This is a genomic window from Tractidigestivibacter scatoligenes, assembly GCF_001494635.1.
Lineage (GTDB): Bacteria > Actinomycetota > Coriobacteriia > Coriobacteriales > Atopobiaceae > Tractidigestivibacter > Tractidigestivibacter scatoligenes.
Map to the genome: position 1 here is coordinate 143,372 of NZ_LOJF01000011.1, position 20,047 is coordinate 163,418.

At 64.0% G+C, this 20,047-nt stretch carries 15 protein-coding genes, 1 tRNA gene and 1 other RNA gene; 1 reads left to right on the forward strand and 16 read right to left on the reverse strand.

All coding sequences use genetic code 11. From position 1 onward, the window contains the following. Positions 1-42: 42 nt before the first annotated feature. The 8 genes from priA to AUL39_RS09330 form a co-directional block, all read right to left on the reverse strand. Complete coding sequence (priA, locus tag AUL39_RS09295) at positions 43-2,346, reverse strand: replication restart helicase PriA (RefSeq protein WP_174519252.1); 2,304 nt, start codon at positions 2,344-2,346, stop codon at positions 43-45. A 265-nt stretch (positions 2,347-2,611) separates the two neighbouring features. After that, positions 2,612-3,319: an ABC transporter ATP-binding protein gene (locus AUL39_RS09300; RefSeq protein ID WP_059055594.1), complete on the reverse strand. Its 708-nt coding sequence runs from the start codon at positions 3,317-3,319 to the stop codon at positions 2,612-2,614. Further along, positions 3,320-4,132, reverse strand: coding sequence for an ABC transporter ATP-binding protein (locus AUL39_RS09305; RefSeq protein WP_233516528.1), 813 nt, complete (start codon positions 4,130-4,132; stop codon positions 3,320-3,322). An 82-nt stretch (positions 4,133-4,214) separates the two neighbouring features. After that, positions 4,215-5,414, reverse strand: a complete 1,200-nt coding sequence (locus AUL39_RS09310) for a branched-chain amino acid ABC transporter permease (RefSeq protein ID WP_082667360.1) — start codon at positions 5,412-5,414, stop codon at positions 4,215-4,217. Between the two features lie 10 nt (positions 5,415-5,424). Beyond that, complete coding sequence (locus AUL39_RS09315; protein ID WP_059055599.1) at positions 5,425-6,300, reverse strand: branched-chain amino acid ABC transporter permease; 876 nt, start codon at positions 6,298-6,300, stop codon at positions 5,425-5,427. Positions 6,301-6,401: 101 nt separating this feature from the next. Then, positions 6,402-7,601: an ABC transporter substrate-binding protein gene (locus AUL39_RS09320; protein WP_059055601.1), complete on the reverse strand. Its 1,200-nt coding sequence runs from the start codon at positions 7,599-7,601 to the stop codon at positions 6,402-6,404. A gap of 190 nt (positions 7,602-7,791) precedes the next feature. Further along, positions 7,792-8,289 carry a VanZ family protein gene (locus AUL39_RS09325; RefSeq protein ID WP_082667361.1) on the reverse strand — a complete coding sequence of 166 codons (498 nt, stop codon included), beginning with the start codon at positions 8,287-8,289 and terminating at the stop codon, positions 7,792-7,794. Continuing rightward, entirely contained in the window at positions 8,289-9,611 is a 1,323-nt protein-coding gene (locus AUL39_RS09330) for a hypothetical protein (protein WP_059055605.1), read from the reverse strand. Before AUL39_RS09330 ends, AUL39_RS09325 begins: the two co-directional genes overlap by 1 nt. A 235-nt stretch (positions 9,612-9,846) precedes the next feature. On the opposite strand from AUL39_RS09330, the gene AUL39_RS09335 reads away from it, so the two are divergent. Continuing rightward, positions 9,847-10,632: an SDR family NAD(P)-dependent oxidoreductase gene (locus tag AUL39_RS09335; RefSeq protein ID WP_059055607.1), complete on the forward strand. Its 786-nt coding sequence runs from the start codon at positions 9,847-9,849 to the stop codon at positions 10,630-10,632. 209 nt (positions 10,633-10,841) lie between these two features. Here AUL39_RS09335 and rho read toward each other — a convergent pair whose 3' ends face one another. The 8 genes from rho to ssrS all read right to left on the reverse strand — a co-directional run bounded on the left by rho (position 10,842) and on the right by ssrS (position 19,822). Further along, entirely contained in the window at positions 10,842-13,076 is a 2,235-nt protein-coding gene (gene rho / locus AUL39_RS10990) for a transcription termination factor Rho (RefSeq protein ID WP_235810826.1), read from the reverse strand. Between the two features lie 297 nt (positions 13,077-13,373). Further along, a complete protein-coding gene (locus AUL39_RS09345) occupies positions 13,374-14,084 on the reverse strand; it encodes a MarR family transcriptional regulator (RefSeq protein WP_235810827.1) in 711 nt (236 codons plus the stop codon). 183 nt (positions 14,085-14,267) lie between these two features. Then, a complete protein-coding gene (gene argS, locus AUL39_RS09350) occupies positions 14,268-16,112 on the reverse strand; it encodes an arginine--tRNA ligase (RefSeq protein WP_059055611.1) in 1,845 nt (614 codons plus the stop codon). A gap of 101 nt (positions 16,113-16,213) precedes the next feature. Then, positions 16,214-17,707, reverse strand: coding sequence for a nicotinate phosphoribosyltransferase (locus AUL39_RS09355; RefSeq protein WP_059055612.1), 1,494 nt, complete (start codon positions 17,705-17,707; stop codon positions 16,214-16,216). 75 nt (positions 17,708-17,782) lie between these two features. Then, complete coding sequence (locus tag AUL39_RS09360; protein ID WP_059055614.1) at positions 17,783-18,094, reverse strand: hypothetical protein; 312 nt, start codon at positions 18,092-18,094, stop codon at positions 17,783-17,785. A gap of 54 nt (positions 18,095-18,148) precedes the next feature. Beyond that, entirely contained in the window at positions 18,149-19,159 is a 1,011-nt protein-coding gene (locus tag AUL39_RS09365; RefSeq protein WP_235810828.1) for a radical SAM protein, read from the reverse strand. 71 nt (positions 19,160-19,230) lie between these two features. Beyond that, a tRNA-Ala gene (locus AUL39_RS09370) sits at positions 19,231-19,306 on the reverse strand. A gap of 358 nt (positions 19,307-19,664) precedes the next feature. Then, a non-coding RNA gene (gene ssrS, locus AUL39_RS11680) (6S RNA) lies at positions 19,665-19,822 on the reverse strand. Positions 19,823-20,047 lie beyond the last annotated feature (225 nt).

Below are 20,047 nucleotides of genomic sequence, written 5' to 3' on the forward strand. Positions count from 1 at the left end.
TCCTCCAATGCAGCGCGACTTCTCGCGCGGGTTGTGTCTTGCCTACATGAGGTCGTAGGCGTCTATGTCCAATGCCATGTTAATACCCATACCGCGCCCTATGCCCGCGGCGCACTCCGAGACCACACCACCAAGGTCGGCATCGAGGGGGGCCTTCACCATCACGTGGCGACGGGTCCTGTCCTTCACGCGGGCCTTCACGCAGTCCGCGGGACCCAGGACCTCCCAGCCTGGAAGGCCGGCGACCTTTTCGCGCAGGGCGGCTGCCATATTGGCGGACGCGTCACCCACGGCACGAGCGTTCTTGCCCCACACCAGGACGTTTGCAAGGCGCGAGAACGGCGGGTAGGAGGCCTCCTTGCGCTCGGCAAGCTCGGGGGCGAGAAAGACGTCGCGCCGGTGCGCAAGGACCGCCTGCATGGCCGGGTGAGTTGCCCAGTAGGTCTGCACGATGACCTCGCCCGGGCGCCCTCCCCTGCCGGCTCGACCGGCCACCTGCTCCAGAAGGTCGTAGGTCCTCTCGGCAGCGCGAAAGTCGGGCAGCTTGAGCATGGTGTCCGCGTTGATTACGCCCACGAGCGTGACCTCGGGGAAGTCGAGGCCCTTGGCTATCATCTGCGTACCCACGAGCACCGCGCACTCCGCTGCGTCGAATTGCTCAAGCAGGCGCTGGTGAGCGCCCTTCGCGCGCGTGGTGTCCGCATCCATGCGGATAACCTCCACGTCCTTGGGCAGGAGCATGGAAAGCTCGTCTTCCACGCGTTGGGTTCCCACCCCGTAGGCCCCCAGGTAGCGACTGCCGCAGTTGGGGCAGCGTGTGGAGGGGTCGGGGTAGGCGCGCACGGGCCAGCTGCGGCCACAGGTGTGGCACACGAGTGCGTGGGTTCGCTCGTGATACGTGAGCGCCGTGGAGCAGTGCGGGCACTCGGGCACGCAGCCGCACTCGCGGCACATGAGGAAGTTCGCGAAGCCGCGCCTGTTCAGGAGCAGCACGGCCTTCTCGCGCCTCTCGGCCACGCCCCCAAGTGCTCGGCGCAGCGGCTCCGAGAAGACCGAGCGCGAGCCCCCGCGGAACTGCGACGCCATGTCCACGATGCTGACCTTGGGGAGCACGGCGCCACCGGGCCTCTCGGACATCTCCACGCGCGTCCAGCGCGCGCCGCGCCACGAGCCCACCTCGCAGCGGCGAAGACTCTCGAGCGAAGGCGTGGCGGAGCCGAGCACCAGCGCGCAGCCCCACTCCTGAGCCATGCGCGCCGCAACCTCGCGCGCATGGTAGCGCGGACTTGAGTCCTGTTTGTAGGATGACTCGTGCTCTTCGTCAATGATGATGAGACCAACGTTGGCAAGAGGCGCGAAGAGCGCGGAGCGCGCGCCCACCACCACGTGGACGGCGCCTTGGCGCACGAGGTCCCACTGGTCGAAGCGCTCGCCCGTCGACAGGCGCGAGTGGAGCACGGCCACGTCGTCGCCAAAGCGCGAGCGGAAGCGGCCCACGGTCTGCGCCGTGAGCGAGATCTCTGGCACGAGGACCAGGGCGCCTTTGCCAGAGACAAGCGTGCGCTCGATGGCCTCGAGATAGACCTCGGTCTTGCCGGAGCCGGTGACGCCATCCACGAGGACCACATCTCCTGCCGCGCGGGAGCGCGCCTCGTCGATGGCCGCAACAGCGGCAAGCTGGCCTTGCGTGAGGCGCTCGGGCCGCGGGGCGTGTGCCGAGGAGAGCGTGGTCTTCTCGCCGCCGCGAATCTGCCGGCGCGTCTCGACCGTCACCACACCGCGCTTTGCCAGCGCGTTCACGGCCGTCGAGGCGCCGGGGATGGTAGCGGAGAGCTCCGCCAGGCGCATGGCCCCTGCAGAGAGCGCCTCCAGGACCTCGCGCTGGCGACTGGCGTTACGGATGGGCTCGAAGCCCTGGGCGCCCGGGGCGAGAGAGACCCAGCGAGCGTCGGCGGGCGCGGCCTTCTCGGCAACAAGCTCCCACGGGGCGTCCGACGACTCGCGGGTCACGCGGACCTTCTGGCCTGGCGCGAGGAAGAGCCGCACCGCATCTGCCAGCGGGCAGGCGTACTCGTGCGCGATCCAGCGCGCCACGGCAGCGGAGTGCGGGCCAAACGCCGCGGGCGCGAGCACCTGCACCACCGCAAGCAGGCGCGACGGGGCGACGTCTTTTGGCGGCTCGTCTGAGGTAGCCATCACGTAGCCCACGGCGCTCCTGTGCGAGAAGGGAACGAGCACCGTGACGCCAACGGTTACCTGGCCCTCGATGGCCTCGGGGATGGCGTAGTCAAACGTGCCCTCGAGGGCGCGCGTGGATATGTCAAGCGCGACGCTCGCGAAGCGCACGTTTTGCCCCCTCCCCTTGTGGCTGCGGACTTCAAGCGCCACGCGTGGTGGCGCCAACGGGAACCGATTGTACCTCTCTGCTCTCTGGTCGCCGAAGAGGGACATTTGGCGCCGTTTGTAACACAGGACCCTCTCCGGCGACGATTTGTCGCCGGAGAGCCTCGTTTGACGCCATTTGCAACAAAACAAGCCCTCCGGCGACGTGGCCTGTCGCCGGAGGGCATTCTTGCGCAGAGCAATGAGACAAAGGGACTGTCCCTTTGTCTCATCCGCCGAGGTAGGCCTTGCGGACGTCGTCATCCACGAGGAGCTCGGCGCCGGTGCCGGTCTTCACGATCTTGCCGGTCTCGAGCACGTAGCCGCGCGCGGCCACCTTGAGCGCCATGTTGGCGTTCTGCTCGACCAGGAGGATTGTGGTGCCGTTCTTGTTGAGCGCCTGGATGATCTCGAAGATCTCGTCCACGAGGATGGGTGCCAAGCCCATCGAGGGCTCGTCGAGCATGAGCAGCTTGGGGCGGCTCATGAGGGCGCGGCCCATGGCGAGCATCTGCTGCTCACCGCCAGAGAGCGTACCCGCCACCTGGTTCATGCGCTCCTTGAGGCGCGGGAAGTGCTCGTAGACAAGCTCGAGCGTCTCCTTGTTCTCGGCATCGGTGCGGGTGTAGCCGCCCATGTCGAGGTTCTCGGAGACGGTCATGTGCGTGAAGACGCGGCGCCCCTCGGGGCACAGGGCAAGGCCACGCGCGACGATCTTATGCGGCTTGATGCCCACAAGCTCCTCGCCGCTGAACTTGATGCTGCCAGAGTCCGGCTTGATGAGCCCGGCGATGGTGTTGAGCGTGGTCGACTTGCCGGCGCCGTTCGCGCCGATAAGGGTCACAATCTCGCCCTCGTCGATGTCGAACGAAATGCCCTTGACGGCCTTGATTGCACCGTACGAGACGGCGAGGTCGCTGACGGAGAGCATGGCCATCTACTTCACCCCCTGCTTGCCGAGGTAGGCCTCGATGACCTTGGGGTCGTTCTGGATCTCCTCGGGCGTGCCCTTAGCGATGATGCGCCCGTAGTCCAGGACGCCGATGACCTCGCAGATGCCCATGACAAAGTTCATATCGTGCTCGATGAGCAGGATGGCGATCTGGAAGTCGTCGCGGATCTTCTCGATGTTCTCCATGAGCTCCTCGGTCTCGGCAGGGTTCATGCCGGCCGCGGGCTCGTCCAGAAGCAGGACCTTTGGGTTGGTTGCAAGCGCGCGCAAGATCTCCAAGCGGCGCTGGGCGCCGTACGGGAGGTTGCCGGCGCGCTCCTGTGCCAGCCCCTGCATATTGAAGATGCCGAGAAGGTCCATGGCCTTGTCGTGGAACTCGGCCTCCTGCTTCCAGTGCTTGGGGAGGCGGAACACGTCCGTGAGGAGGTGCGTCGACATGGAGTTGCCAAAGCCTACGAGGACGTTCTCCTCCACCGTCATCTTGTTGAAGAGGCGGATGTTCTGGAACGTACGGGCAATGCCCATCTTGTTGACCTCGACCACGCTCTTGCCGGCCGTGTCGTAGCCGTCGAGCAGGATGGTGCCGCGCGTGGGCTTGTACACGTTGGTGAGCAGGTTGAAGATGGTCGTCTTGCCGGCGCCGTTGGGGCCAATGAGGCCCGAGATCTCGGTGCGGCCCATGGCGATGTTGAAGTCGTCAACGGCAGTGAGGCCGCCAAAGTCGATGCCAAGGTGCTCGGCCTGGAGAACCGGCATCTTGCCAAGGTCGCGCTCGGGGACGAGGTTGGGGGTCTCCATCTGCACGAGCACCGGGCGGTGGCGCTTGGGCGATGCCGACGGGGCTGTCTCGACGGTGGTCTCGGTCTTCGTGGTCTCGTCGCTACTCATGGGTGCTTGCCTCCTTCCCCGTATCCTTCTCGGTGGTTGCCGAAGGTGCGCCTGATGCTACAGCGGTTGCCACGGCCTCAACGGCAGGCGTCGTGGCAGGAGCAAAGTCCTCGGGACGCTTGCCGTGGTTCATGATGCGCTCGATCACGCGGGACATCGAGAAGTCGTAGTCGCCGAGAAGACCCTCGGGACGGAAGATCATGACCAGGATCAGCACCACGGCGTAGACGACCATGCGGTAGTCGGAGACGGCGCGCAGCGCCTCGGGCAGGATCGTGAGGACGGTTGCGGAGATGACGGAGCCGAGCATAGAGCCCATGCCACCGAGGACAACCATAACCAGGATCTCGATGGACTTCATGAAGCCGAACTTTGCCGGCGCCATGACGCCAATGCAGCCCGCATAGAGGCCGCCGGCAACACCGGCGAAGAACGCGGACGCCACAAAGGCGAGCGTCTTGTAGTACGTGGTGTTAACGCCACAGGACTCGGCGGCAATCTCGTTGTCGCGGATGGAGAGGATGGCGCGGCCGTGGCGCGACTTCATCATGGTGTGGATAAGGAAGAGCGAGATGGCAACCACGATGAACGTGTTCAGGAAGTTGGTGTACGAGGGGATGCCCGTCAGACCCTTGGCGCCACCGGTGAGCGTGAAGCCAAGGACGCCGTCGATGTTCTGCATAACCACGCGGATGATCTCGGCAAAGCCCAGCGTGATGATGGCCAGGTAGTCGCCCTTGAGGCGCAGCGCCGGGACACCGATGATAAGGCCGCAGATGGCCGCGCACACGCCGCCAAAGATGATGCCGATAACAAAGAGCCCCACGGCGGCGGGGCTGCCGGTGACGAAGTCGCGCGCGGTCACGCCCACGACGTCCATCATCCGCATGATAAAGATGGCGCAGGAGTAGCCGCCCACCGACATGAAGCCAGCGTGGCCCAGCGGCAGCTGGCCCAGGTAGCCGGTCGCAATGTTGAGCGAGACGGCCAGGATGATGTAGATGCCGATCTGCTCGATGACGCCGGTCTGGTAGCGGCTCACCACACCACCGTCGATCATGAGCTCGCCCACGACGAGAAACACCACGACGAGAATGGCGTTAATCAGGTAGCGCATGGGCATGGAGAGGCTGCGGTAGCCGGAGGCGGCCGGCGTGCCCGCCTGTGCAGTTGTTGCCTTGGATGCAGTCACGGCTTCCTCCTTAGACTTTCTCGGTCATCGGGCGACCCAGGATGCCGGTGGGCCTCACCACAAGGACGATGATCAGGAGCAGGAACACCACGGCGTCCTGCCAGACGGAAAGGCCAATAGCCGAGACAAAGACCTCAGCGAAACCAACGAGAAGCCCGCCGATGACGGCGCCGGGAATTGAGCCAATGCCACCAAGGACTGCCGCGACGAAGGCCTTGGTGCCCAGCATGATGCCCATCGTTGGCGTTGCCTGCGAGTACGCCATGCTATAGAGCACGGCACCAATGCCGGCGAGGACAGAGCCCACGGCAAAGGTGAACGAGATGGTGTTGTTCACATTGATGCCCATGAGGCGCGCGGCACCCATGTCCTCGGATACGGCGCGCATGGCCTTACCGAGCTTGGTCTTCTGCACGAGGATCGTGAGCACGATGGTCGAGATTGCCGTCACCACAATGGTGATGATGGCGTTCGCGGAGAGAGACACGCCTCCAACGCTCATGCTGGGAAGGTCAAAGTACTCGGGGACAACCTTGGCGTCGGCGCCAAAGACCAGCTGCGCGCCGTTCTCGAGGAAGTACGAGACGCCGATGGCGGTAATGAGCAAGCTCATGCGCGGTGCCTCGCGAAGCGGCTGGTAGGCGACCTTGTCGATAAGGACACCAAGCCCGGCGCACCCCACAATCGAAAGGACGATGGCAAGAACCGGGTTCAGCCCCAGCTGGCTCATCACGATCCATGAAATGTAGGCACCAACCATGATGATGTCGCCATGGGCAAAGTTGAGCAGCAGGATGATGCCGTACACCATCGTGTAGCCCAGAGCGACCAGAGCGTAGATGCTGCCCAGCTGAAGACCATTGAGCACCTGCGTCAGTATCGTCACGGCACAACACTTCCTTTCTCGAACACAGGTCCAGTAGAACCGAGGAAGCGCCGGGGGCTGCGTGCGCACCCGGCGCTTCCCTCAATACACCCTAAGCCGTCCTACTTGCCCTCGACGGTCTTGAAGACCTCTTGTGCACCACCCTTGAAGGTGATGATAAGGGTGGACTTCACGGGGTCACCGGTGCCGGAGTAGGAGATGTCACCGGTCACGCCGTTGGCGGTGCCGGAGGCAACGGCGTCGACGATGGCCTGCTTGTAGTCATCGGAGCCGTAGGTGGCCTTACCGTCCTTCTCGACAGTCTCGATGGCGTTGAGGAGGATCATCGCGGCGTCGTAGCCAAGGGCGCAGAAGTTGGAGGGCGTGTCGTTGTACTCGTCCTTGTAGGCCTTGATGAAGTCCTGGACCTTCTCGTCCTCGTTCTCGGAGACGAAGGAGCAATCGTAGTAGCAGCCCTCGAGGTCCTCGGCGCTTGCGTACTCCTCGTCGCCGCCCACGATGTTGGACCAGCCGTCGGCGCCCATGAACACGCCGGTGTAGCCGAGCTTCCTGGCCTGGGTCACGATCTTGCCGTCATCCTGGTAGTAGTTAGGCGAGAAGATCGCGTCGGGGTTGGTGGCGATGATGTTGGTGAGCTGAGAGTTGAAGTCGGTGGCACCGGAGGGATAGCCCTCAGAGTCGCTCACGGTGACGCCCTTCTTGCCGGCCTCCTCGATGAAGGCGTCGGCAACGCCCTGCTCGTAGTCACCGCCCTGGTTGTAGATCACACCAACGGTCTTGTAGCCCTGGTCGGCTGCAAAGTCGGCCATGAGCTTGCCCTGGTACGGGTCGGTGATGCAGGCGCGGAAGTAGTTCTTGCCATAGGAGATGACATCGGCTGCGGTAGCAGAGGGCGTCACGCAGGGCATATTGTCCTTAACGGAGGCCTGTGCAACGGCGATGGTGGGGGTGGAGGTCACGTCGCCGATGATGCCCACGACGCCATCCTCGACGAGCTTGTTGTAGACGTTGACTGCCTCGGTGGCGTCGCCCTTCTCGTCCTGGGTGTCAAGCTCGATCTGCTTGCCGTTGATGCCGCCGTTGCTGTTGACCTGCTTGACGTAGAGCTCGGCGCCATAGCGGCAGGCGAGGCCGTACTGGGCAACGTCGCCGGTGTAGGGACCCATGAGGCCAATCTTGATGGTGTCGGAGCTGGAGCCGTCAGAGGAGCCGGAGTTCCCGCCGCAGGCGGCAAGGCCAAGGCCCATGCCCGCGACAGCACCGGCCTTGACGAAGTTGCGCCTGGAAATGTTGGTGTTCATACGTACCCTCCCTTGTCTTGGCCGCGCGGGTTCCCACGCGGAAGTTGTGGACAACTGTATGGAAGGGAGGCGGGGGCGCGAGCGCCGTACCTGAAAGCTTATTCGAGACGTAACACATGAAGCCGCTTTGTAACATGCGAGAGCTGGGAATACGTTGCGATGCTTGCTTCCCTATGGGCAGAGGTGCCTTCTAAGCAGCCCCGGCATCTCTGTGTCGCAAGATAAGCGAAAGCACAAGCGTGCCAACAACGGCACCGCAGAGGTCTATGAGAACGTCTCTAGGAGAGGACTCCCTCCCAGGCACAAAGCGCTGGATCGTCTCGTCTGCCACAGGGATGAGGGCAACCACCAGAGGGCCAAGCCAGCGCGGAAGCCTCCCCTCGCGCGCAGGGAGAAGAAAGGCCGGCACGCCCATGGCGCCGAGGACCGCGTACTCGAGGAAGTGGGCCGTCTTACGCACGGCAAAGCTCATGGCCGCCTCGCCCGTGATGCCCAGTGCGTTGAGAAGCGGCGCCACGATGGCCACCACGCGCGAGCTCTCAAGCGACGACTCCGGCCCTTGCACGAGCGAGTGGCCCCACACGAAGGCAACCCACAGGCAGAAGACGAGCACCCACCTTTTGTGGTGGCTGCTCGTCCCAAGTCGTCCATATGCGGACCTCGAGGACTCCCCCATCCCTTCTCGCATCACGCCTCCAGTGCCTCGGCGTGCGAGACGGGCGTCTCACCGGCAAAGTGACGCGGCCGGTACCCGCCAGGGGTGGCAGCATCGCTCCCGCTCGAGCCCATGTGGCGTCCCTGGGCGCGCAGCGACGAGGTCTGGGTGCCACCCTCGATGACGCGCAGGTAGTCGCGAGAGGACCTGCGGACAGCGGCGGAGGGGTTGCGCGAGAACTCCTCGGCAACCAGGTAGTCAACGTAGGTCTCGGTATCCACAACCTCCGGGTGCCCAGCGGGTGGCCTGAAGTAGAGGAACTGCGTGTCCTGCTCGATGCCGTCTGGCTCGTCGAGCGAGTCCTCGTCGCCCACGCAATCCGAGAAGGGCTCGAGCGGCGCAGGCGCGGTGACCTTTGGAGAAGGCGATGCGGCGACGGTCATAGGCACTGGAACTGCGGACCCACTGCCATGGATCTTCTCGTCCATGGCCTTGAGCGCGCGATCCCAGTCGTCTTCCGTGACGTCCTCGACGCTTCGCTTCTCCGGGTACACGTCCTCCTCAACGGGGGCAACACGGCGTGAGATGTCGCGTGGGCCAGCCGACATGAACTGCAGGTCGTCGATGCCCGCGGAGCCAAACTCGGAAGGAATAGCGTCCTCCGCCGCCTCATCCATGTTGATGGGCCCAGAGATGGAAGGACCAACCGCTGCTGTCCACCACGTGGTTCCCACGTCTCCCACCGAGCCGTCCGCGCGCTCGATCACGGGAAGGCCGTCCATGCGGTTGGCGTCTATGCGAGCCGAGAGGGTTGCGGCCACACCCTGCGCGCGCGTTGCCATACGCTGGCGGAAGGTCTGCTTGCTCACGTAGTTCTCGGCGATGTCCTCGTAGTCTCGGGCGGCATGCCGGCCCTTGGCGCTGCTGCCAGAAGCGGCCTCCGAGACCTCCTCGGCCTTCTCCGCAGAGCTGAGGCGGCCAATGCGCTCCCAGTCTTCTGGGCGCATGTGGCGCGGCGCGTGCGCGGCGCGAGGGACGTCGCTCTGTTCGGTATCCTCTGCGGCCTCTTCACCCTCTTTGCTGGCATCGCGCTGGCTTGCTGCCGCACGGCTGCGCGCGATGGCATTTATCAGCGCATAGGTGCCAATGGTGACAAGGACGCCCCCGGCAAAGCTCACGATAAGCGCGTTGGCGGTGTCGACGTCGAGGCTCGTGAGGTCAACACTTGAAAGGTCGATGCTCGAAAGCGCATCCAAGGGGGCAAGAACCTCTGCTGCAAAGGCGGGCGCGGGTGTACCAAGGGTAGCAACGCCGAGAAGGCCTGCGACAACCGCTGGGCTCCTCCTGCACGTCATCTTGCTGCACCTCCCGATGCCCATTGCTTCGAGGCAGTACAGCGTTAGACGAACAGGGCTACCTGTGACCTATAGCACGCAACCCTCAAGGATGGATGCGCGCAGGTGAGCAACGGCGTTGTTCGTCTTTGGCTGCATGTGCCGTCGCGACACTCACGTGTCATGAAAACTACGTATCAGACTATACTTTTCACCACGCCAAATGCAAGCAGGGAATTGTTATGGGGAGGGCAAAATGGCCAACATTGCGGTGGTTACGGGGGCCTCATCGGGAGTTGGGCGCGAGTTTGTCCGCCAGTTTGACCGCGGGGCGGGCGGTCCTCTCGACCAGATTTGGGTCATCGCGAGAAACGCCGAGGCACTTGAGGTGATTGCGGAGCAAACCGCAACGCCCGTGCGTGTGTTTGCGCTTGACCTCACAAAGCGCTCCTCCTATGAGTGCCTGCACGACGCTCTGGAGGAAGAGGCCCCCACGGTGCAATGGCTTGTGAACAGCGCCGGCTTTGGCAAGTTTGGCGACTTTGGCCAGATCTCGGAGGAGGACGAGGGCAACATGGTGCGCCTCAACTGCCTTGCCGTGGTCGAGGCCACGTATCACTGCCTACCGCACATGGTTGCCGGCTCGCGCGTGGTGAACATGGCGTCGATTGCGGGGCTCATCCCCCAACCGGGCCTCTCGACCTACTCGGCCACCAAACGCTTTGTGGTGGACCTTTCGCGTACCCTCGACTACGAGCTTGGACCCGTGGGCATTCACGTGTGCGCCGTGTGCCCCAAGTTCATGGAGACAGGCTTTCTCGCCAACCCAGGCGACGCGCGGGAGGTGCGCCGCATGACCACCATTGGCTACGAGAAGCCCGCGGACGTTGTGAGAAAGGCGCTGCATGCGGCGGTGCTGGGTCGCTCCACCTGCGTGACCTCGCCGGACATGATGGCGGCGAGCGTCGTGGCGAAGGTTCTGCCTGCGAGCTGGGTCATGCGTGCCCAAGACCTTTTCTTCACAGCGCGCGCAGGCGAGTAGGCCGGGGGCGCGCTGCGGCGGGAGTACCACGGCCCGCTCCGGCACCAAATACCGCCGGAGCGGGCCGTATGTTGCAAACGCCGCCAAAACTGCTTCTCCGGCGACAAAATGCCGCCGGAAGACATGTTCCAGCGGCATTCTCTGCTAAAAATGGCTCTCCGGCGACACGCCCTCACGACACGTGAGTTATAGCCGCTCGGTGCCGAGACCTACATCACATACTCGCTCTGCGCGGCCTTCTTGGCCGAGCGTATGAGGAACTCCTCGTTGGAGTTGGTGGCCTTGAGACCCTTGACCAGCGCGGAAGCCGCACGCTCGGTGTTGTTCATGTTGGCGAGCACGCGGCGGATACCCCATACGAAAGGCGTGAGCTCGGCGGGCAGGAGCAGGTCCTCGTTGCGGGTACCCGAGGAGACCGGGTCGATTGCAGGGAAGATGCGCTTGTCGGCCAGCTCGCGGTCAAGCTTGAGCTCCATGTTGCCGGTGCCCTTGAACTCCTCGAAGATGACCTCGTCCATCTTGGAGCCGGTGTCCACCAGCGCAGAGGCGATGATCGTGAGCGAGCCGCCGTTCTCGATGTTGCGGGCAGCACCCAGGAACTTCTTGGGCGGATAGAGCGCCGCGGAGTCAACGCCGCCGGAAAGGATGCGGCCGCTCGCAGGCTGCGCAAGGTTGTACGCACGGGCCAGGCGCGTGATGGAGTCGAGCACCACCACAACGTCCTCGCCAAGCTCCACGAGCCTCTTAGCGTGCTCGATGACCAGCTCGGACACGGCAGTGTGGTTCTCTGCCGGCATGTCGAAGGTCGACGCCACGACCTCGCCATGAATGGAGCGCTGCATGTCGGTGACTTCCTCGGGGCGCTCGTCCACGAGCAGGCAGACAAGGTGCACCTCGGGATTGTTGGCAGCGATGGACTGGCAGATCTTCTTAAGCACCGTGGTCTTGCCTGCCTTGGGCGGGCTCACGATAAGACCGCGCTGGCCCTTGCCAATGGGGGCGACAAGATCGATGGCACGGCCGGTAATGGCGTCCTTGCCGCACTCCATGACCAGGCGCTCATTGGGATAGATGGGGGTGAGGTCGCGGAAGCGCGGGCGGCTCTTCATCGACTCGGGGTCGCGACCGTTTACGTGCGCGATGGCGATAAGGGGCGGATACTGGGCGGGGTACTTGGTATTAGTGCGAGCAGGACCAACCGTTCCCTCCACGCGGTCGCCCGGGCGCAGTGAATAGTTGCGAATGAACTGCTGGCTCACGTAGGCGTCGTTGTCGCCCTTCATGTAATTGCCGGTACGAATCCAGCCAGCGCCGGCGTTGCCAATCTCAAGGATGCCGTCAACGGGGTGGAAGCCCTCGGCGGCAGCTGCCGCCCGATACACGGCTTCGACAAGATCAGACTTGTGGACCCCAACGTACTCGACGCCTAGCTCGGCGGCCTTGGCGCGGAGGTCAGCCACCTTCATGGCCTGCAGCTCGTCACGGGTAAGCGAGGGTTGGGTTTGGGTCTGTTGGCCGTTGTGACGATTGTGCTGCTTGTGGTTCTGCTGGTTGCGGCGGTTGAAGCTGTTTCCTTCTCCGCCATTGTTGTTAAAGCGATTATTGCCGGAATTGTTGTTGTAGCTTACACGACGGCGGCGGCCCTGCTGCTGGCCCTGCTGCTCCGGGCGCTGGTTGTGCTCGCGAGGCTGCCGCTGGTAGTGGTTTTGCTGCTCGCCAGCATGGTCGGCCTCGGCAAGCGTTGACGCGGGCATGGGGGCAGGCACCGAGCTTGCCTGTGTTGCCTCCTGCGTAAGGCGCGTCATCTCCGAGAAGCTTGGCTGTTCGTGCTCGATATGCTGCTCGTTCTCGGCATGCTGTTCGTGCTCGGAAATCTCTGGGGGATTGGGCTCATGGCGCTCGGGTGCGGCAGATTCGCTCTTGGCCGCCTCTTCCTTGGCACGCTCATCCGCCTCAATCTGGGCACGCGTGCGACGGCGACGACGGGGCTTGGGCGCAGGCTGCTCCTCAGTGACGTGTTCCGAAGACTCCTGCACGGGAGACTCTACGGGGGCACTTGCCGCACGCGAAGCCGCCTCTGCCTTGGCTTTCTCGTCCGCCTCTATCTGGGCACGCGTGCGGCGGCGGCGCCTGGGCTTTGGTGCTTCCTCTGGCGCGGCGCCCGGTGCCACGGGGGCCGCCGGCGCCGCCTCAAGCGGAAGCTCGCCCTGTGCCGTACCGGCATCCTCGGCCTTCTTCTTAGAAGTCCGGCGGCGCCTGGGCTTGGGCGCCTCTTCCGCAGAAGGTTGGCCATCCGCAGGCGCAGCCTCAGCGGCGGCAGCCTTTGCAAGCTTGTCTGCCTCGATCTCTGCGCGCGTACGACGGCGACGCCTGGGCTTGGGCGCCTCCTCGGGAACCTCCGCCGGGGTAGCACCCATAAAATCCGCGGGCGTCTCGTCTGCCATGCTGTTTTACCTTTCACTCTCACGCGGGACGCGTGGCGCGCCAAACCGTCGTGCAAATTAATTGATTGATGGGCTTCGTTAAGGCCGTGTTGCTCGATGCGTCCCCTCGGCACAGCTCCGAGACGGCTGCAAGAGAGCCGTCCATGACATGCAAGGAGGGGTTTGTTGCGACGTGCATACATACATCAGAAGCTTGCGTATAGGACGCCGCGTTGGGGCCACTATAGCACGACATGCGCAGCTATGCACGTTGAGGCCACAAAACGAGCCCAAGGTAACGCTACCGCCCGCCCGGCGCTACTCTTCCGTCTGTCCCTCAGGCTTCTGGTTCCTGGGACGGCGCTTGACTACAACCTCCGCAATGCGAGCGGCAAGGAATGCCGCGCGCCTGCTGCCCTGAGGCGTAAGCACAAGGCCAGACGCCCGTGACGGCCCACGCTCGATAAGCCCCTCCAGCACAAGGGACGAGACGGACATGGAGACTGTGGGCTGCAGGAGCCCCAGCGACTCGACAAGCCTTGTGACCGTGACCGGTTGCGCGTCCTCGGCATACATGGCGAGAAGCACGAGGTCTCCCGCCTTGGCAAAGACCGAACCCATGGCGTCAACGTATTTGACAATGCGCTCAGGAAGCGTGCGAGAAAGCGGCTGACCAGGCAGTATCTCCTTGCAGGTAAGTTCGGAGAGCTTGTCTACGCAGTCACTCCCCTTTGGCGTGATGATGCATACGACGTTACGGCGGTCCACGCCCCCCTCGCCGCGAGAGATGAACCCAAGATCGGCCAGGTGGTTCGTGCGATGCGTCATGGTAGGCCGCAACGCCCCCTGGTACTCGGCGATGGCAGAAGTCTTCATGGGCTCCCCTGCCACCTGCAGGCGGCAGAGAACCGCAAACTCCTCGAACGTGAGTCTGTCACGCGCAGGCTGTGACTGACGCACGAGGTTGTACGCTCTGCGTACTGACATGTACTCGCGCAGGTCCACAAGGCCCACCTTCTCTAGCCGCACCCCGACATATGGGACGACGTTGTAGTGCCAGGCGCCATGCGCCCGTAGCTAACCCGCGACCCTCCTTAAAGAACAATTATATATTAGTTGGTATAAAGCGCCGAAACAACTGCACATTCTTTGAGATTGCTACGGGAACTTACAGTTGGTCCGACGGTACCAAACCGGGGTCTGGGCGGCACGCTACATGCTTTGCGGCGCATGGACCCCGCAGAACTCGAGCGTAAGGGCGAGCACCCTGCGCGTGGCGTCCACGGCGGCGAGACGCGCCTTGGAAAGGCCCTCGTCCACCGGACGTCCCTTGCTGGGCAGCACCTGGCACACGGTGTAGAAGGAGTGGAAGTCGCCTGCCAGCTCCTCGGCGTAGTGAGTGAGGCGGAAGGGGGCGCGATCGCGCGCGCAGCCCTCCACCAGCGCCGGAAACTCCGAGAGCTTGCGGGCAAGCGTAGCCTCGGTGGGGTCGGTGAGCAGAGAGAGGTCGTACTCCTCACCTACCGCGCGCCTGGCGACCTCGTCCATGCCGAGCTTCTCGGCCTCCTCGGCAGTAACACCGGCACCCTTGCGCAGGATGGAGCAGATTCGCGCGTGCGCGTACTGAACGTAGTAGACGGGGTTGGTGTTGTCCTGCTTCTTGACCTTCTCGATGTCGAAATCGATCATCTGGTTGCTCGACTTGGAGATGAGCGTGTAGCGTGTGGCGTCCACGCCGACCTCATCCATGAGCTCCTTGAAGGGAATCATGGTGCCCTTGCGCTTGGACATGCGCACCGGCACGCCGTCGCGCAGCAGGTTCACGAGCTGGCCGAGAAGGACCTCTAGCTTGCCGGGGTAGCCAAGCGCCGTGCAGGCGGAGTCGACGCGCTGGATGTAGCCGTGGTGGTCGGCGCCCCAGATGTCGATCACGTGGTCGACGCGCTGGAACTTGTTCCAGTGGTACGCCACGTCGGAGGCAAAGTAGGTGTACTCGCCGTTTGTCTTGATGAGCACGCGGTCCTTGTCGTCGCCAAGCGCGGTGGAGCGGAACCACAGCGCGCCGTCCTCGTCGCGGTAGAGGTAGCCCATTTCGTCCAGGCGCGCGAGGGCGCGGTCAACGGCCGAGGTGCCGTCCTCGCCCTTCTCATAGAGCGAGCGCTCGGAGAACCACACGTCAAAGTGGCAGCGGGACTCGTCGAGCGTGCTCTTTATGGACTCGAGCATGAGCTTGTAGCCGCGCTCGCGGAACTCGAGCATGCGCTCCTCGGGGTCTGCGTCGACCCAGCGGGTGCCATCGGTCTCCATGAAGTGGCGGGCTACGTCGATGATGTAGTCGCCGCCATAGGCGTTGCCGCCAAGGTTCTTGTTGAAGGCGTCCATGTAGGGGTGGAACTCGGGGTGTGCGTCCTCCTCGTCCTTCACGAAGGCCTTGCGGTCATCGAGAAGCACCCGCACGGCCTCGTCGAGCGAGCAGCCGCGCTCGGAGACCACCTGGGCGAGCTGCAGGTAACGCTCGGCGACAGAGTTGCCAAAGACGTCCATCTGGCTGCCGTGGTCGTTAATGTAGTACTCGCGCTCCACGTTGTAGCCGGCGTGCTCCATCACGCGGCAGAGAGAGTCGCCAAGGGCGGCCCAGCGGCCGTGACCAATGTGGAGCGGTCCCACGGGGTTGGCCGAGACAAACTCGACCTGGACCTTCTCGCCGGCGCCAATGTTGGAGCGCCCAAAGTCATGGCCCTGCTCGCGCACCGTGCGGAAGACCTCGTTGTTTGCGGCAGCGGAGAGGTAGAAGTTCACAAAGCCGGGACCGGCGACCTCGACCTTGGAGATGCCAGGGTCCTTCTCCATGTGGTTCACGATTGCCTGGGCAATGGCACGGGGTGCCATGTGGGCGAGGCGGGCGGAGCGCAGGGCAAGTGTGGTGGTCCAGTCACCGTTGTCGGCGTCTGCGGGGCGCTCAAGGCCAAGGTCCCCAACCTCGAAGGAAGGCAGGTCTCCCGCCTCCTGTGCGTCCGCGACGGCCTTCCTGACGAGCTCCTCAATCTTCTCGGGCATGTGCCCCGTCCTTCCGTGATACCTGCGCGCCCCCTGGCGCGCTTCCGTGTGCAGCAGTGTAGCAGAGGCGTTGGCAGACGCCGAGGCGCGGCTTCTACGCTCTAGCGCCTCACGCGAGAGGAGCCGCTGCGCTCCTCGGCCGCAAGGTCGCGACGAAGCGCGGCAAGGCCCTGCTCCAGGCCCACGGGATACGCCTGCGGGTTGAGGAAGCGGGTGATTGCCGGGTCGAGGTGCATGAGCGCGTTGTGGCAGCGCGAGCGGGACTCCTCGATGTCGACCGGCTCGCCCACGCGCTTGCCGTGCTCCACGTAGCAGGTAAGGAGCTCGCGAGGGGTGCCGGAGAGACCATAGGACGAGAAGGGATCGAGGATGTCCTCCATGCTCGTTGCGGCCGTGGCGTCGCCGCGCGTGTAGGAGTCATCAAGGATCATGTCGCCCACGGGGCAGTGGTCGTCGTCGAGGAAGCGCAGGACGTGCTGGACGCCTGGGATGGTGCGCTTGTAGGCCTGCTCGGAGAGCTTGATCACCGGGTTCCACGGGGCGTCAGCCGAGTCGCGCACGGCCGAGAGCTTGTAGACGCCGCCGAGGGAGGGCTGGGGATCGCAGGTGGCGAGCTTGGTGCCCACGCCAAACGAGTCGATGGGTGCGCCCTGCGCGTAGAGCGACTGGATGGTGTACTCGTCCAGGTCGTTCGAGGCAGAGATCTTGACGTAGGGCAGGCCGGCGTCGTCGAAGGCCTTGCGGGTCTCCTTGGTGAGCTTTGCCAGGTCGCCCGAGTCGATGCGGATTGCAGCCAGGCGCTCGCCCGCGGCCTCCATCTCCTTGGCAACCGTGATTGCGTTCTTTATGCCCTGGTGGACGTCGTAGGTGTCGAGGAGCAGCACGCAGTTCTTGGGACTCGACTTTGCGAAGGCACGGAACGCGTCAAGCTCGGTGGGGAACGCCATGACCCAGGAGTGGGCGTGCGTGCCAAAGACGGGGATGCCGTAGATCTTGCCCGCCAGCAGGTTGGAGGTGGAGCTTGCGCCGGCGATGTAGGAGGCACGGGCAACGGCGAGACCGCCGTCGGGACCCTGGGCGCGCCTCAGGCCAAAGTCGGACACGGGGTGCCCCTCGGCCGCACGCACCACGCGCGAGGTCTTGGTTGCGACAAGGGTCTGGAAGTTCACGAGGTTGAGCAGGGCCGTCTCGATGAGCTGGCAGTCGATAAGCGGGCCCTGGACGCGCACCATGGGCTCGCGCGGGAAGACCACGTCACCCTCGGGAACGGCGTGGATCGTGAGGTCAAGGTGGTGGTTGCGGAGGTACTCGAGGAAGGCAGGCTTGAACATGGAGCCGCCGCCGGGAGCCGGGATGCTGGCCAGGTAGTCGATGTCCTCGTCGTCGAAGACGAAGTTCTCTACCAGGTCGGGAATCTGTCCCATGCCGCAGGCCACCGCATAGCCGCCGCCAAAGGGGTTCTCACGGAAGAAGGCGTTAAACGTCGCCTGCGTGTCCACAAGGCCCGACTCCCAAAACCCCTGGGCCATCGTGAGCTCGTAGAGGTCGGTGTTGAGAGAGACATCGGTTGGCTTGGTGCGGTCCGTGAGCGACATGGTGATACTTCCTCCTGTGTTGATGCACCCGCCGCGAGACCTCGCCCCGCGCCGGGCGCCTGTCTGCTGTGTGCCTTACCCGAGCGCCATGGCGAGGAGCCACACCACCGCCACCACGACTATGATGGCGATGACGATCTTCTGGCCCTTGGGCATGCGCAGGTCATCGTCATCGGGCTCCATGAGCTGGCGGCCCTTCTCGCGTGCCTCGGCAATGCGACGCTGCTCAGCGGCCTCCTTCTCGCTGGCGGCCTGCTCCGCCTTCAAGCGCTCGAGCTCAGCGCGCTCGCGAGCCGCCGCCTGGGCCTCCTCGCGGGCGGCCTTCTCGGCACGAAGCTTCTCGAGCTCTGACCTCTCCTCGTCGGAGAGGGGCATGTTCTCTGGCATGACACCTCCATGGTGGGCGCGCGACAAGCGCACGATTGCCTACAGATGCTGAGTCTATACCCCTTTGTGGCAGCTGGGCAGCGATGACGCCGTTTCTTGGGTGCCGGGAAGCTCCGGCCCCTCGACTCCCGTTGCGTCGAAGGCGGGCACGAAGCTCTCCGAGACGGTGCCGCCCTCCTGCCACCAGATGTTCTCGAAGCCAAGGTCGTCCGCATGGCAGAGGACGATCTCGTACTCCTCGTCCGTCACCGCCCGCGCAAGGTCGCCGCCGGCCTTGCGGCAGGTGTCATTGGGCGTGTACTGGTTCATGACCGAGAGGTCCGCCGCGTTGCCGCAGGTCTCCCACACGCGGTCGAGGACTGCGCAGGAGTCATCCACGTGTCCGGGAAGCACCAGGTGTCGCACGATGACGCCGCGCTTCATCGCGCCGTCCTCCCCCACCAGCCGGCCGCCAGCCGCGTCTACGGAGGAGACCATCTCGACCAGCGCCGCCGCGGCAACGCTGGGGTAGTCGCGCGCAGCCGAGAGCGAGCCCGCGAGCGCGGGGCTTGCGTACTTGAAGTCGGTGAGCCAGATGTCGATGACGTCGGACATCGCGCGCACAACCTCAGACAGCTCATAGCCCGAGGTGTTGCAGACCGTTGGGATGGCAAGGCCATTCTCGCGTGCAAGAAGCACCGCCTCGCGCGCCGTGGGCGCAAAGTGCAGGGGTGTCACGAGGTTGATGTTGAGGGCGCCCTGTGACTGGAGCTCGAGCATCATCTCGGCGATGCGCGAGGTGGAGACGGCAAGGCCAAAGCCCTCCTGGGAGATCTGGTGGTTCTGGCAAAAGCAGCAGCGCAGCGGGCAGCCCGTGAAGAAGATGGCGCCGGAGCCTGCCTCACCCGAGATGGGCGGCTCCTCCCAGAAGTGGAGCGCAGCCCTTGCGACACGCGGGGTGGCGGTGGCGCCGCAGACGCCCGCTTTGCCCTGGGAGCGTGCGGCACCACAGCGGCGTGGACACAGCTCGCAGGCGTCGTAGGAGGATGCGTCCAGCTTGGCGAGAAGACCTTCCATCCCAGCCATGCTCCCATCGGGGTTGGAAACGAGGTAAGAAAAAGGGGCCCAAGCTTTGTGCCCGGGCCCCACAGATTCCATGGTGGAGATGAAGGGATTCGAACCCTCGGCCTCTGCCTTGCGAAGGCAGCGCTCTCCCAGCTGAGCTACATCCCCAGGCGCGCATGCGCGGGAGCCATTGTCGCAATTTGGCGCGGCCATGTCAACGGCAAAGTGCGGGATTTGCGAAAGAGCACCACAGGACGCCGCTGGCCAAGCGACACCTGAAGGCCGCTTTCGTACGCCCTTGCTGCCAAAATGCGCCCTCCGGCGCCGACTCGACGCCGAAGCAGGGGTTTAGACGGGATTCCATACGAGAAGCGCCCTCCGGCGCCAATTTCTCGCCGGAGCAGCAATTATGTACGTAATTGCTGCAATAACGTTCCCTCCGGCGTCAAATATGCGCCCGAGCGGCGCTTTTCTCCGCCGGGATCACGGCGATACCACGCCGCAAGATACACGCAAACAAGAAAAGTCGCCCCCTGCGGATACGATTATGAACCCACCTTCATAAGGTGGGTGTCCTCATCGCCCGTTCCGGCTTCCTCAACAACGGAGGATCCCCTTCCAGGACGAGATGTCGGACTCCCTTGTAACGCTTGTCGGTTCACCCAGTTTGCACCGCAGGGGGACGACAAGACCAATGTAGGCGAACGCGCGCCCAGATGCCAGTCTTGACATGGCGAGCGGTGCCCGCACAATGGATGTGTGGGCACTTTTTGCGCATCATGCAATAACGGCTCAAATGAACCGCAGCTAAACGGCCATGCTACTCCATACCTCTCCCCCATCGCCGCTGCTAAGCAGCACGTTTTCCCACGTTTCTGTGTATTATGTCTCGCTAGGAAAAGACGGCGA

Bases quoted from the DNA above. Each gene is read 5' to 3' on its own strand.
- argS (WP_059055611.1), bottom strand. From the start codon at position 16,112: ATGCCCGAGAAGATTGAGGAGCTCGTCAGGAAGGCCGTCGCGGACGCA.
- AUL39_RS09300 (WP_059055594.1), bottom strand. From the start codon at position 3,319: ATGGCCATGCTCTCCGTCAGCGACCTCGCCGTCTCGTACGGTGCAATC.
- AUL39_RS09330 (WP_059055605.1), bottom strand. From the start codon at position 9,611: ATGACGTGCAGGAGGAGCCCAGCGGTTGTCGCAGGCCTTCTCGGCGTT.
- AUL39_RS09305 (WP_233516528.1), bottom strand. From the start codon at position 4,132: ATGGAGACCCCCAACCTCGTCCCCGAGCGCGACCTTGGCAAGATGCCG.
- AUL39_RS09365 (WP_235810828.1), bottom strand. From the start codon at position 19,159: ATGGCTGGGATGGAAGGTCTTCTCGCCAAGCTGGACGCATCCTCCTAC.
- AUL39_RS09360 (WP_059055614.1), bottom strand. From the start codon at position 18,094: ATGCCAGAGAACATGCCCCTCTCCGACGAGGAGAGGTCAGAGCTCGAG.
- rho (WP_235810826.1), bottom strand. From the start codon at position 13,076: ATGGCAGACGAGACGCCCGCGGATTTTATGGGTGCTACCCCGGCGGAG.
- AUL39_RS09325 (WP_082667361.1), bottom strand. From the start codon at position 8,289: ATGCGAGAAGGGATGGGGGAGTCCTCGAGGTCCGCATATGGACGACTT.
- AUL39_RS09335 (WP_059055607.1), top strand. From the start codon at position 9,847: ATGGCCAACATTGCGGTGGTTACGGGGGCCTCATCGGGAGTTGGGCGC.
- AUL39_RS09320 (WP_059055601.1), bottom strand. From the start codon at position 7,601: ATGAACACCAACATTTCCAGGCGCAACTTCGTCAAGGCCGGTGCTGTC.
- AUL39_RS09355 (WP_059055612.1), bottom strand. From the start codon at position 17,707: ATGTCGCTCACGGACCGCACCAAGCCAACCGATGTCTCTCTCAACACC.